This window comes from Deltaproteobacteria bacterium (assembly GCA_019912665.1).
GTDB lineage: Bacteria > Desulfobacterota > GWC2-55-46 > GWC2-55-46 > GWC2-55-46 > UBA5799.
Genome location: JAIOIE010000006.1, coordinates 93,283 through 106,609, shown reverse-complemented (window position 1 = coordinate 106,609; position 13,327 = coordinate 93,283). Strand labels below are relative to the sequence as shown.

At 57.9% G+C, this 13,327-nt stretch carries 11 protein-coding genes; 1 reads left to right on the top strand and 10 read right to left on the bottom strand.

Annotation, left to right across the window (positions count from 1 at the left end):
- Window positions 1-30: 30 nt before the first annotated feature.
- A complete protein-coding gene (locus K8I01_00575) occupies window positions 31-2,040 on the top strand; it encodes a copper-translocating P-type ATPase (protein MBZ0218915.1) in 2,010 nt (669 codons plus the stop codon).
- Window positions 2,041-2,051: 11 nt separating this feature from the next.
- Here K8I01_00575 and K8I01_00570 read toward each other — a convergent pair whose 3' ends face one another.
- From K8I01_00570 to sat, 10 genes are all read right to left on the bottom strand, one after another.
- The gene (locus K8I01_00570) at window positions 2,052-3,116 is read right to left on the bottom strand and encodes a response regulator (GenBank protein MBZ0218914.1); all 1,065 of its coding nucleotides are present in this window, start codon (window positions 3,114-3,116) and stop codon (window positions 2,052-2,054) included.
- Window positions 3,113-3,853, bottom strand: coding sequence for a tetratricopeptide repeat protein (locus tag K8I01_00565; GenBank protein ID MBZ0218913.1), 741 nt, complete (start codon window positions 3,851-3,853; stop codon window positions 3,113-3,115). The genes K8I01_00570 and K8I01_00565 overlap by 4 nt, the downstream gene beginning before the upstream one ends.
- 446 nt (window positions 3,854-4,299) lie before the next feature.
- Window positions 4,300-5,046: a hypothetical protein gene (locus tag K8I01_00560; protein ID MBZ0218912.1), complete on the bottom strand. Its 747-nt coding sequence runs from the start codon at window positions 5,044-5,046 to the stop codon at window positions 4,300-4,302.
- Between the two features lie 228 nt (window positions 5,047-5,274).
- Entirely contained in the window at window positions 5,275-6,123 is an 849-nt protein-coding gene (locus K8I01_00555; protein MBZ0218911.1) for a hypothetical protein, read from the bottom strand.
- Window positions 6,124-6,287: 164 nt separating this feature from the next.
- On the bottom strand, window positions 6,288-7,484 hold the full coding sequence (locus tag K8I01_00550; GenBank protein ID MBZ0218910.1) for an S-layer homology domain-containing protein: 1,197 nt from the start codon (window positions 7,482-7,484) through the stop codon (window positions 6,288-6,290).
- Between the two features lie 146 nt (window positions 7,485-7,630).
- A complete protein-coding gene (locus tag K8I01_00545) occupies window positions 7,631-8,602 on the bottom strand; it encodes a hypothetical protein (protein MBZ0218909.1) in 972 nt (323 codons plus the stop codon).
- Window positions 8,599-9,276 (bottom strand): DUF799 family lipoprotein, encoded by a 678-nt coding sequence (locus K8I01_00540; GenBank protein ID MBZ0218908.1) that lies wholly within the window; start codon window positions 9,274-9,276, stop codon window positions 8,599-8,601. Before K8I01_00540 ends, K8I01_00545 begins: the two co-directional genes overlap by 4 nt.
- Before the next feature lie 119 nt (window positions 9,277-9,395).
- The gene (locus tag K8I01_00535) at window positions 9,396-10,544 is read right to left on the bottom strand and encodes a flagellar assembly protein T N-terminal domain-containing protein (protein MBZ0218907.1); all 1,149 of its coding nucleotides are present in this window, start codon (window positions 10,542-10,544) and stop codon (window positions 9,396-9,398) included.
- 222 nt (window positions 10,545-10,766) lie between these two features.
- On the bottom strand, window positions 10,767-11,942 hold the full coding sequence (locus K8I01_00530) for a M20 family metallopeptidase (protein ID MBZ0218906.1): 1,176 nt from the start codon (window positions 11,940-11,942) through the stop codon (window positions 10,767-10,769).
- A gap of 150 nt (window positions 11,943-12,092) precedes the next feature.
- Entirely contained in the window at window positions 12,093-13,256 is a 1,164-nt protein-coding gene (gene sat / locus K8I01_00525; GenBank protein MBZ0218905.1) for a sulfate adenylyltransferase, read from the bottom strand.
- Window positions 13,257-13,327 lie beyond the last annotated feature (71 nt).

Sequence of the window (13,327 nt, the reverse complement as noted above, 5' to 3'; positions counted from 1 at the left end):
CTGCTATCCTCAGAAGAGGAGGTGCGGCGGATGCACGAACACGTCCATGCCGGGCACGGGAAGAAAATGATGCCGCCGGAGCGGGCAGAGAGGGAGAGCCATGCCGGAATGACCGCCGATTACCGCAGGCGCTTCATAGCCTGCACCATCCTCACCATCCCGGTCCTCATACTCTCCCCCATGCTCCAAGAATGGACAGGGCTTATCTTCAGGTTTCCCGGCGATACATTTCTCCTCCTCGCCTTTTCGACCGCGATTTACGTCTACGGCGGCTCACCTTTCATCCTGTCGAGCAGGGAGGAGCTCCGGGCCCGGAACCCTGGGATGATGACCCTTATAGCGCTCGCGATAACGGTCGCCTTTCTCTACAGCGCCGCCGTGGTATTCGGCTTTGAGGGAGAGGCGCTCTTCTGGGAACTCGCCACCCTTGTGGATATCATGCTCCTAGGCCACTGGATACAGATGAAATCGCTCATGGGGGCCTCAAGCGCACTGGACGCGCTCGCGCGTCTAATGCCCTCGGTTGCGCACAGGATAGGCCCTGACGGGAGTACAGATGACTCTCCGATAGAGGATATCAGGCCCGGCGACCGGGTACTGGTGCGGCCCGGGGAAAAGGTCCCGGTGGACGGGACGGTAACGGGCGGGGAGAGCTCGGTTGACGAATCCATGCTGACAGGCGAATCAATGCCAGTGGGAAAGGCTCCGGGAGACAATGTGATAGGCGGCTCCATAAACGCCGAGGGCTCGCTCACCGTAAGCGTCAAGAAGAGCGGGGACGAGTCGTACATCTCAAATGTAATGGAGCTCGTAAGGAGCGCTGAAGAGAGTAAGTCGAGGAGCCAGGACCTGGCGAACAGGGCCGCAAGATGGCTTACCTTCATAGCAATCGGCGTAGGCGGGGCTACGTTCCTTGCCTGGAAGGTCGTATTCGGCCAGGAGGCCTCGTTCGCCATAGAGCGCATGGTGACGGTCATGGTCATATCCTGCCCTCATGCGCTCGGCCTTGCCGTGCCGCTCGTAGTGGCCGTATCTACCGCGCTCTCAGCCGGAAAGGGGCTCCTCATACGCGACCGCATCTCCTTCGAGGAGGCAAGGGGCATACAGACCATCATATTCGATAAGACAGGCACCCTCACCGAAGGCAGGTTCGGCGTGACCGAATCCATGGGCTTCGGCGGACTCGACGGAAAAGAAGCGCTCCTGCTCGCCGCCTCAGTCGAGGCAAACTCCTCCCATCCCATAGCCAGGGCAATAGCCGAATCGGTTGAGGACCGGCTGCCTGTCGAAGGCTTCAGGTCCATCCCCGGAAAGGGCGCCGAAGGTAAGGTCCGGGGCCGCGACGTCAAGGTCGTAAGCCCGGGCTACATGAGGGAGAACGGCCTAGGCTTCGACGAAACAGCCTATGAGAGGCTTACGGGCGAAGGGAAGACCGTCGTCTTCGTCGTCTCGGAAGGGAAGGCCATCGGGGCCATAGCCCTCGCAGATAAGATAAGACCGGAGTCAATGGAGGCCGTTCGGAGGCTTAGGCAGATGGGGATTACGCCGATGATGGTCACCGGCGATAACAGGAAAGTGGCAGGCGTGGTAGCCCGGGAAATAGGCGTGGACGAATATTTCGCGGAAGTCCTGCCGGATAAAAAAGCCGAAAAAGTCAGGGAAGTCCAGGCAAGGGGCCTGAAGGTGGCGGTGGTCGGAGACGGCGTCAATGACGCGCCCGCCCTCGCAGAGGCAGACGTGGGCATCGCGATAGGCGCCGGGACCGACGTGGCCATAGAGGCGGCCGGGATAATCCTCGTAAGGAACAACCCGCTGGATGTGGTCTCGATAATCGGGCTTGCCAGGGCGACCCGGAGGAAGATGGCTGAAAACCTTGCCTGGGCTACCGGCTATAACCTCTTCGCGATACCGCTCGCCGCCGGGGTGCTCTACGGATACGGGATACTCCTTAGCCCCGCTTTCGGGGCGATACTCATGTCTCTCAGCACTGTCATAGTCGCGATAAACGCCAGGCGCCTCAAGATGCCGGAGGCGGGCTGAAGACCCGGGCCCTATCCCCTTGCAGGGTGGAGCCTTATGGTCACGGCCGTACCCGTCCCCTTTTCGCTTTCGACATCTAACTCGCCGCCGTGGTCCTGGACTATGCGGTAGGTGATGGTAAGGCCGAGCCCCGCGCCCTCGAACTTGGTGGACTGGAAAGGGTTGAATATCTTCCTTATCTCCTCCCTGGTCATGCCAACGCCGGTGTCGGTGACCCGTATGGCAATGGCGTCGTCCGGAGCCGGGGCCGTCTCGACTGTTATAGTCCCCTCACCCTCTATCGCCTCCACCGAGTTCTGGAGGACATTGAATAAGGCGGTCTTCATGTTGCCGTAATCGTAGCTCACCGGCGGAGGGTCCGGCATGAGCCTGACCTTCACGTCAATCTTTCTGCCGAGCCCATCTATGTACTCCCTTATGTCATTTGCCGCGTCCCCGGCAACTTTGTTTATGTCGCCTTTCACGAGGGTGGAGACGAGTATCCTCTTGTACTCGTCTATCCTCCCGAGCATTCGCTCCAGCCGCTCGACCGACCTGATTATCCACTGGGCGTATTCCCTGTGCTGGGGGTCGGTCTCGTGCTCGTAGAGCCGCCTTGCTATGCCGCCTATGGCGGTAAGCGGGTTCCTTATCTCGTGGGCTATGCCGTCGACCATCTCGCCGAGCGCCGCTACCTTTTCGGTGTCCCTGAGCTTGGTCTGGAGGGCACGCATCCGGAGAAGCGATTTCACCCTTGCCGCCACCTCCTGGAGGCTGTAAGGCTTGTTTATGTAATCCTCGGCCCCGACCTCGAAGCCGAGCACCTTGTCCTCGACCTCGGCCCTGCCGGTGAGCATGATAACGGGGATGTACCTCGTCTCCTCCCTCGACTTCAGGTGCCTGAGCGCCTCGTACCCGTCCATCTGCGGCATCATAACGTCCATTATGACCAGGTCGGGATGAAAGGTGTTAACCTTCTTGAGCGCCTCGAGCCCGTTGCCGGCGGTCTCGATCTCATAGCCCTCCCGCTCGAGCTTGGCGGAAAGGAGCGCAAGGTTCCGCTCGTCATCGTCAACGGCAAGCACACGGGGTTTCATCTATCCCGCCTGCCGCCTTCCATTTTCTTCAAAATATCCTCCTTGATTGCCGAGTAATATAAGGCCTTTTCGTCCTGGCCAAGCGCGCGAAGGGCCTCAATAAGGCTATCGAGCCCGCTTAACGCGCCTTCTTTCGAGCCTGCTTCCATGTAGGCTGCATATGAGCGCTCGAAAAGGAAGACCGCCTCCTCTTGTCTTCCTTTTTCGAGGCTTATCTCGGCCATCTTGCCGAGGCCGTACCCCACGTTTTTCATGTCGCCAGCTTCCCTGTCCAGCCGGTAGGCCTCCCTGAAAAACGAGAGCGCGTCAGGGCTTTGCGAAGCCATTGCAGCAAGGCCGAGCGCCCTGTATGATCTTGCAAGGCCGGCCTTGTCGCCCGAGCCACGGTTCGCATCGAGAGCGGACATGAGGACTTTGAAGGCTTCCCCGTTTTTGCCGATCTTTATGAGCGCAAGCCCCCTCAAATTAAGCCGGACGCCTGAGGACTGCCCCGACTCCCTTTCCGCCGTATCCAGGACCTTTAGCGCCTTTTCGGGCTTGCCCGAAAGCAGCAAGGCCTCGGCCTGCAGGTCATAAGCCGCTGAAAGCCCCTTCTCTTCTTTGAGCTTCTTCCCAAGCCTTACTGCCTGCCTCGACGTTTTTTCGGCCTCCCCATAGTTCCCGGTTGATACGAGGGCCCTGCCGATATCCAGGAGCGAGGACAATTCGCCTTGCTTGTCGCCTGTACTCCTTTTCACTTCCAATGCCTTCCGAAGGCCGTCTATAGCGCCGAGATCGCCGCCATCAAGGATCGGGCCCCGGGTTTGATCCGCCGCCCCCGGAGTCCTGTGAGCGCAGGCCTGAAAAGAAAAAGACAAGAAGGAAAGCAGCAATACTAACCTGAGAAAGTCGGTCCTCATCTCATCCTTAAAACGAGCTCTCGTACTTCATAATCCATTTTCGCCATAAGCGCCTGATTTGTAAAGCCCCCGGGCAATACTTACACCCATTATGGCCGCCAGTCAAGAGGCTTTTTGCGATGATACGGACGTAAGTGCCTGTTTTTTCGAGGACTCGCAAGGATTACAGCGCGAAAGAGAACATCGCAGGAAAGAACAATAAACCCCCTCCCCATCCGGGGAGGGGGCAAGTAAAGTGGAAGCGAACAGGACCGGTTATAATCAGTGAGAGACGATGTCCCTGTTTAAAAATCCGCCCTCAGCATGACGAACGGTCCCTTTAGGGTAAGGTCCGCGAGGTCGGAATCGTGCTCAACATGAAGCCTGAATAACCTGTATCCTCCGGATATAACGATGAACGGTACAGGCTCGAAGTTGATTGAAGCCTCTGCGTCCACGAGGTATGCATCGCTTCCCAAAGTGATGCCGGTTACCTCGCCGCCGACGCTAAAAAGGAGCGGGAGAGAGGCCTGCGCGGCTATGCCGATAGTCGGTATGGGCGCCTTGAAGGTTTCGGTCTCGTCTAGCGGGACAGCTGGGGCCTTGAGTGACGCCTCGGTGTCAAAATACTTCAACTCGAATATCACGCCAAGGTGGTTATCGAGAGTGTCGATTATATTGTACTGATAGCCCAGACGGTGGTAGTCGATCCGAAGTTCGGATTCCACGTCAGTTGATGCCGAGAATGTCTGGTCGCCGAACGTTATGTTCCGCGTTATCGTGTTCTGACCTTCCCACTTAAGCGGCATGAAGCCGTACCGAAGCCTGTGGCTCCCGAGCTCTAGGGTTATCCGCGCGTCGATGAAGTCCTCGTCGTCCATCCCGAGGTCGTTGACAAGGTCGATATCCGTCCCGACACCTCCGTCTACAAACCTTATATTCCCGTCGATGTCGGAAAACCAGTACCTCCCCTCGATGTCAACTAGCGCGGAGGCCGGGGCAGCACCCAAAAACACGAATAGCATCGTAAAGAACGCAGCCAGCTTTTTCACGAACTACCTCCTTTTAACAGTCATTTTCTCATTTCGGCGTTATCACAGGTGAGCTTTAGCAGCTTGCTGAAAAACTCCGTTTTATTCAGGCTGCTCAAAAAGCTCCAGATGCGAGGCCCCCATTGGAACAGGGGAGCGAGGAATGAGGAGTACTTTTAGTCTACGCCGGAGTGTCAAGCGACGTAGCCTTCGACGCAGATGGACTTTTTTCAGCAGCCTATTAGGTATTCAGTCGAGGATGAATATTATCCGGGCGGCCTCCAGGAACCTCCCGGACTGGTTGGAGGCGAAGACTATGCTTGCTTCCGTCGGGTCAAGCTCTATGTCGGTCGAAAATTTCGATACCCTGCCAGCCTTTACCAAAAGGGGGTTCGTCGAGCCTTTTTGAAGAAGGAGTTCTTTTGCTTTTTCCAAGTCGCTCGTATACCCCGGAGCGTTGCCCTGGGCCGCCGTTTCGCGCGAGAGCCTTGAAGGGTCATAGACCACCTCGCCTCCGGCGGTCACGATCCTATTGAGAAGCGCTGGCTTGAAACCGGTGCCGCGCGCGTCTATGATGAGCCCGTCAGGTCCGGACTGTGCTATGGCGATTCCGTGGTATTCCGGAAGCGGCGGTATTGTCCCTGAAATTACCGGGAGAAAGGAGCCGAAGGCGTCGGGTAAGCGGAGTGAAAGATATACCGTTCCGATGCCAGTCTCTGGGTCGTATACCTCCCTTACGACCTCTGCGCCGGTTATTACGCCCTGGACTGACGTCCGTACCTGGTCTGAGGAGGCGGAAGCGTTAAAGATAGTCGTCTCGCCTGAAATTGCTACCCCGTCGAGCCGCTCGGTTATCTCGCGGTATGCGGCTATTTTTGCGGCCCTCAGGGCAAGGAGACGCTTCTGGGCATGGGAGAAGCTCCCCTCAGGGGCAACCCCCTCGCCCTTTACCGTCATTACGCCTTTGATGAACGCCTCCCTGGCCCCGGTTGTTTCTTCAGGGAGGGCGGCATCAGTTGACCCGGCCTCCAAAGGCAATGCGAAGAGGGATATGGCCAGCAGGCCGCACCAAAGTGAAAAGAAAAATATTTTCTTCATGCGCCTCCTTTTTAACAGATTGCGAAAAAAAATAAAATCCCAGGCTGTTCAGAAAGCTCAAGATGCAAAGAGTAGAAAAATGAGGAATGAGGCGTACTTTACTTGTACGCCGGAGTGTCCAATTTTGAATACGACGCAGCAGATTGGGCTTTTTCAGCAGCCTGCTAATGTACATTGAGATGATGCTTTAGCGTCCTAACCGCCATTATAGCCTCTGCGCCGTCAACATATTCATCCGGCCTGAACTCTCCTGAAAGGGCGGTCTCCATTAGCCCCCGGGTCGTGACGCTCATGATGGCGTTGTACCACGGCGAAGAAGGCTCGACGTCCGGGAAAGGCGAATGGCGGTGCCCCAGGAATGCCGTCGCAATCTTCTCGTCGCCTGAAAGCTTTATGACGATATCCTCGAGCGCCAGTGCCAGCTCCTTCCTCTTAAGCGGCTCTTCGGGCCTGAAGAGGTACGCCCTCGTCGTCTCGTCGTATACGGGCTCAAGGCCCCTTACGCCTAGCCTGACGAGCATCGAGACCTCCTCTTTCAAGGGGCTCCCCAGCATGTCGGCAGGGATAAACCCGGCCTCTTTCGACTTGATTGGTATCCGCCCCTCAAATAGCTTTTCGGCCTTGAGCTCGTCTATGATTAGCGCCGCCATCCCGGCCCTGCTCACCGTATCCCGAAGGGCTATTTCCTTCCCCACGTCCCCGAAGGTCACCCCGGAAAGGGCCCTTACTATCTTATCGGTCCTCTTCCATGCCTGGTCAGCTGGGCCGTGCCATTTGCCCTCGCCTTTGGAGTCGAGGACATGTTTGAACCTTTCGGCTGCAGGCTGGAACTCCCTCGCTTCGAGATAGGCCGCGCCCATGAAGTAGTCTGCGGCCTCCCTCCCCTGGTAGAATACAAGCCCCTGCCCTTCCTTCACCTTGAGCCGGAGAGCGGCCCTGTATGACGTTTCCGCCTCCTTGAGCCAATTCTTCTCCTTGAGGGCAGCCGCAATCCGCATCTCCGCGAGCCTGACCGTGAACGAGCTCTCAGGCGAGGAGGATGACTTCCTTGCCTTTTCAAGGTGCTCGTTTATCCTCTTAATGTCCGTCCGCCTGTATTCCTCGTCTTTCTGCGCGCCCGCCTTCATTGCCGCCGCTATCGCCGTGCCTGAGTGCGCCTGCGAGTACCTATCGTCGCACAATGAGGCGCGGGAGAACTTCTCAAGGGCGGCGTCCGTCTTTCCCTTTTCCAGAAGCTCCATCCCCGCGAGGTAGTGGTGCATGGGGTTATCCTCAGGGGATGTACACCTCATCTCGGGTTTCGAACACCCTGAGACCGCAAAAATAGACGACACAAGGAAAAGAACGGCGAACCAGCGCATTGGGCCTCCTGTTTTCTTTTAAGGCAATCACTGAAAATTAGAGATTTTTCCCGAAATCAAGGAAGGCCGGGAATAAAAAGCGGAGCATATATGGTAAATATGTGAGCATTTTTATTCATGGCCTGATGCAGAGTCCGGGGAAAAGATCAATTTTTAGAGGTTGCCTTTACCCTTATCACGTCCCCTGCCTTGAAACCGTCGCCCGAGGTCGTACGGGCAACCGATATCCTGTCGCCCTGGTGCGAATCGAGCGTGACCTCGCCTATGAGCTTCTCTCTTTTTCCGATGACCCTGCCGGTATCCGGGTCGACGAGGTCCTCGCCGGGCCTGTATACCGAAAAGACGGTGCCTGAGGCAAGGCGGCTCCTTGTCCCCGCACGTATCGTAATTTCCGGGCCGTCCACATGGAGCACCCTTCCCTGGAAGGGCATCTGGCCAAGCTTCTCTGCCATCTTGGTCATTGCCTTTGAAAGCGCGTCCCTCAATGCGCCGTCCCGAAGCCCGGGGTCTGCGGTCGATTTGCCGCCCAGGCCGAAGACCCCGCCGGTGGTCTTCGAGTACTCGCCCATGCCGGACTCGGCCAGAAGGCTTTTGCCGGTAGCGACATCGACCAGGGCGTAGTCTACCTGCACCCTTGCTATGTGCTTTTTGCGCTGGGTGACGAGCGTGTCCATCGATTCCTCAAGCTCATGGTAAGCGGTTACGGAGCCTGTTATCCTGAAATCGACCGGGTCGAAGCCTCCGGAAGTGTCTTTTATCCCCTTCTTGAGCGCCCCGGTCTGCTCAAGCTCCATGAGCCTCTCCTGCTGGCCTATCTCGCTCTTGGTAAGCACTACGGGCTCAAGCCCGGTCTGCTTTACAAGCGTCCTCAGGATGTCGGTAGCGGCCTCGCCCACGCCGATGGTCTTCGCCGGGGTCTTGTTGTCGAACTCGAGAATCGCTACGTTATACTCCGGTCCCCTGTAAGTCGCCCCGGCCTCTTCGAGCTTCTTGGTCTGGCCGGTGAGGGTGACATCGTCCTTCACCACCCCGGCTGTCTTTACGCCGCAGCCAGCGCTTATAACGCCAGCCATGAACACGCATATCAGAAAAACGACCTTTGTTGCGCTTACCCTCATTCTCGGTTTCCTCCTTCGTTGTCCTTGACGCTTTCGAGCCTTACCGGCTTTCCGGGCCCGGACGGCATCCTTGCCATGACCTTTCTCATCATGCTGTCTGTCTCGAGCCAGAGGTGCAGCCCGAAGGCCTTTGTGAGGAGCTTCTCGCCGAACGAGAGTATCGCGGCCTCCTCAATCTTTTTCGTGGCCCCCGCGATGAGCACGTGCCAGTCCTCAAGCCCCTCTATGCCCTCGATCCCTTTTATTGCGGCGTATGAGTCAAGACCGTCATCCGCTGCTTCCTTCAAAATCGTCACGCCGACCCCTATTTCGCTGCCCGCTATGAAGCTCTTTACGCCCAGGCCCCTCGACCATATCACCAGCCCGGTCCGGGCATCCACCATCTTGAACCCGGCCCTGACCTTTTTTACGTTGTATACCCCGGTGGTCACGTTGTCGAAATTGAGGACGTAACCGTATACAAGGGCGTCGACGCCCAGGAGCTCGCCGAGGCTCGCCGGATCCGTAAGCTCAAGCTGGCTTCCGAGCGTTATGCCCATCCGGTCAAGGAGGAGAGAGTCCACTTCCTTAAGCGGCATGGGCATGTAGTGCATCTGGGCTGCCCTTCTCTGGAACTCCTCCCTTATGGCCATCGGCCCGCCTACGTCGTTTGTAGCGTTGTAGAACGGGAGCACGGCAAGCGTGTAGACCGGTGTCGACAGGTTCGGCGGATATCTCGGGACGTGAGCGGCGCATGATGCCAGGAAGAGGAGGAGGACCGGAAGAAGCGCCCATCTTGGGTTGAATAAGTTTCTCAGTCGTACGCCTCCACCTCTATCGCGTTCTGGGCCGCTCCCGTAACCCTGAAGCCCCGTAGCCTTGATATTTCGTCGGCTATCGCCTGGGCCGGCACCTTCGATTCGACTTCAAAAAAGGCCTCGTTGCCCTCGAACCTCCGCTGGTAGATTGAGAGGACCCCCCTTGCGGCGGTCCTCAAAAGCCTCTTGAACTCGACAGCCCCGGCGTAATCGGCCACTTTAAGCTTGATCGTGAAGGAGACGGGGCCTGCCCATTTCGAGCTTATATCCCGTACGAGCCCCTCCGCAAGCTCTTCCGAGGCCCCGTAAAATGCATCCAACGGCCCTTTTTCCGCTGATATGTGCCTTGAGGTAGCGTGCCCCCTTCCTGAAGCGAGGAGGCTGCCGTCGTCGACCCTGACGGCCTGGGCCGTGATGTCGGCGAGCCAGGTGACCATTGCGGTGCCGCCGGTCCTCGGTCCCTCCGACGCGACGGCCTTCCCGAAGACCACGATCTCGGCGTTTACCTTGCCTGCAGCCTCCCTGGCGCTTTCGCCTGAAATGTCTGACGGCCAGTACGGGTCTGTCGGTGTTACCGCCTCGGGGCTGCCGGCAATATCCACCACGTTGAAGCCCTTACGAAGGAACAGCTCCATGAGGGCCGCGGTAGCCGCCCCCACCCTGCGTTCCCCGCTATCCCTTCCGAGGTAAGCCTCAGGCCGCCACCAAGAGGTGAAGCCGCTATCGCCAGGCATCTGCTCGGATATCATAAAGAGCACCCTTGGCCGCTCCACCTTCCGCTGCAGGAGGCCCATGGCGTCCAGGTCGCCCTCAAGGCCCGCCGCCGAGACAACGGCCCTTATCCTTACCTGGTATGTCCCTCCAGACCTTGACTCCTCCAGGACGTCATAGGATTTCACGTAGCCGGTGGCATTGGTGTAAACGGAATCGCGAAGCACCTCAAAGCTCTCGACCACGGTCTCGGATGAGACCACCATTCCGACCGCCTGCTCGACCGCCTTTCGGAGCGCGTCGGCTATCGCGCCGTCCCTTGCCGAGGAGATATCAGAGTCTGCAACTGACGCCGTGCCGATTGCTTCTATGGTTATTGGAATATCATCTTCCGCATCTGAAAAGGAGGCGAGAGAAACGGAGACGAGTAACATAAGCGCGGAGACGGCTCGGAGGAATGCTTTGCGGCTCAAGCAAACGCCCCATGTCCCATTAAACATGAAACCCTCCCTTTAACGGGCCGCAAAAAGTCCGCGAAAGCGGTTGAAGCAACGGTACTTACCCGTATATATCACATATGGGGGATAAAATCCAATTGCTGTAGCTCCGTCAGGGTGAACTGCAGTCTTTTCGCGGCCCTGGGGCTACGCTCGGGTTTATTCGTTTTCCCTGAAGTCTTTTCTTATGGTTTCGAGCGCCTCGGTGTTGAAGAAGAGCTCTATCGCGGTGAGGCCCAAGGCCTTCACGCCTTCCATGAGCGCCCTGTGTCCGTCGGGCGTTATGGTGGCGTCGGCAAAGTCCTGGGTGTGGATATTGATGCCCTTCCTTATGGGCACGTGGGGATGGATGGTGGGTATGATCTGCGATACGTTCCCGATGTCGGATGAGCCGACGTTCTTTTCAGGGGCCTCTCCGTCCTCCTTGAGCCCCAATTGCTCCAATGCGCGCCTGTATACGCCGGCAAAGACCATGTTTATCTTCATGGGGGCGTTGAGGTCGCCGCCTTCGGCGGCTTCGAGCGAGCATCCGGTCGAGACGGCCGCGCCCCTTGCGCATTCGATGACCCTCTTCCTCATGGAGTCGAGTTCCTTGAGGTCCTTTGCCCTTACGTAAAAACAGGCCGAGGCCTTCTCCGGGATTATGTTCGGGGCCTTTCCGCCGTCCGTTATAATGCCGTGGACCCGGACATCTCCCCTCATCTGCTGGCGGAGAAGCCCGATTGAGTTGAAAAGGAGTATGACGGCATCGAGCGCGTTTATGCCCTCCTCGGGGTAGGCGGATGCGTGGCTGGATTTACCGTGGAAGGTGAAATTTAGGCGCACAAGGCCCAAAAAGTGCTTTACGACCCTACGCCCTGACGAGCCGTGCACCATCATGGCCGCGTCCACCCCGTCGAAAACTCCGGCCTTTATCATCTCTATCTTCCCTTTGCCCAGTTCCTCCGCGGGGGTCCCGAGGACAAGGAGCGTGCCGTTGCCCGGCGAAAGCTTACCTGCAAGGGCCTTTGCGAGGGCCGCTCCCGCGCCGATAGAGGCCGTGCCGCCGAGGTTGTGGCCGCACGCGTGGCCTATGCCGGGTAGCGCGTCCATCTCGGCGAGAAGCGCAATGACGGGCCCGCCCGAGCCGATGGAAGCCCTGAAGGCGGTCTCCATCCCCGCGATGCCGGATTCAATATGGAAGCCGTGCTCCTTAAGGAGCGCCTGCATCATCGAGGAGGTCCTTGCCTCCTTAAGACCAAGCTCCGGGTTCCTGTAGAAATCATCGCTTAACCCGGTCAGTTTTTTCCTTAGCCCCTCGGCGGCGGCCAGGAACTCTTCCCTTGTCTCGCGCATACTCCGACCCCTCTAGCATTTCGTTTTGCAGCCGTAAAGCCCTGAAAGGGGGCCGCCCGTTCAATGGCGGCCCTGGTAACCCACTAAAAACTGGAGATTTTTCCCGTAATCAAGGAGTCCGGGGAAAAGATCAATTTTTTAGAGGTTACCTTATGACTGTCCCTGCATCGCCTCGATCAGTATTTTCGCGACCTCCGGCCTGCTGAACTCCGGCGGAGGATATGCGCCGCTACGGAGCATCTCCCTTACCTTGGTGCCTGAGAGGGTAACATGCTCTGAGGCGTCGTGGGAGCATGTCTTGTACGAAGCCATTCCCCCGCACCTCTTGCAGTAGAAGGTGTGGTCGAAAAAGAGCGGTGTTATGCCTATGGCCTGCGGGTCGAAATTGTCGAAGATGTAGTGCGCGTCGAATGTGCCGTAGTAGTTGCCCACCCCGGCGTGGTCCCTGCCGATTATGAAATGCGTGCAGCCGTAGTTCTTCCTTATGAGCGCGTGGAAGACGGCCTCCTTGGGTCCGGCGTACCGCATTGCCGCGGGGTTCACTACCAGCGCGACCCTGTCCTTCGGGTAGTAGTTCTCAATGAGCGCCTTGTAGCACTTCATGCGGACCGCGGCCGGGATGTCGTCGCCCTTGGTCTCCCCGACGAGCGGGTGTATGAGGATGCCGTCGACTATCTCGAGGGCGCATTTCTGTATGTACTCGTGCGCCCTGTGGATGGGGTTCCGCGTCTGGAAGCCCACGACCCTCTTCCACCCCTTCTCCCTGAAAAGGGCCCTGGTGTCCTTCGGGTCAAGCCTCTCTTCCATGAACTGCGTGTGCACGGGCCTCTTCACAAGCGAGACCTTTCCGCCAAGGAGCATGTCGCCCATCTCGTAGACCTTTTTTACGCCCGGGTGCTTGTCCTCCGCGGTCCCGTAGACCTGGAGCGCCTCCTTCTCCTTGTCGTGCGGGAATATCTCCTCGATATTGAGGGTGGCGAGTATGTCGCCGTCCCCGGCTGCGAGGGCCACTTCCATGCCCGGCTTGAGTGAAGCCGCCTCATCCTTCGTTGCCGAGAGGGTTATCGGCATGGTCCAGGGAAGCCCGTTCTTAAGGTGCATGGTGTCCATGACAGAGTGGTAGTCGTCCCTGCACATGAAGCCCTCGAGCGGGCTGAACGCGCCTATGGCGATCATCTCTATGTCGGAGATCTCCCTGTCGTTCAGTGTGAGCTTCTTAAGCCCCCCGGCCTTACGGGCGAGCTCCTCCCTTTCCTTCCCTTCAAGCGCCCTGTTCACCAGAACGCCGCCGTGCGGCTTTATGAGTCCTTCCACTTCCTGCTACCTCCTTGGAGTAATTACGCTTATAGCCTGCTTGATTAAGTCCTCCCCCTTTGAAAAAGGGG

Excerpts from the sequence above, each read along its gene's own strand:
- K8I01_00570 (MBZ0218914.1), bottom strand. The coding sequence starts at position 3,116 with ATGAAACCCCGTGTGCTTGCCGTTGACGATGACGAGCGGAACCTTGCG.
- K8I01_00545 (MBZ0218909.1), bottom strand. The coding sequence starts at position 8,602 with ATGAGGGTAAGCGCAACAAAGGTCGTTTTTCTGATATGCGTGTTCATG.
- K8I01_00550 (MBZ0218910.1), bottom strand. The coding sequence starts at position 7,484 with ATGCGCTGGTTCGCCGTTCTTTTCCTTGTGTCGTCTATTTTTGCGGTC.
- K8I01_00530 (MBZ0218906.1), bottom strand. The coding sequence starts at position 11,942 with ATGCGCGAGACAAGGGAAGAGTTCCTGGCCGCCGCCGAGGGGCTAAGG.
- K8I01_00555 (MBZ0218911.1), bottom strand. The coding sequence starts at position 6,123 with ATGAAGAAAATATTTTTCTTTTCACTTTGGTGCGGCCTGCTGGCCATA.
- K8I01_00535 (MBZ0218907.1), bottom strand. The coding sequence starts at position 10,544 with ATGTTACTCGTCTCCGTTTCTCTCGCCTCCTTTTCAGATGCGGAAGAT.
- K8I01_00575 (MBZ0218915.1), top strand. The coding sequence starts at position 31 with ATGCACGAACACGTCCATGCCGGGCACGGGAAGAAAATGATGCCGCCG.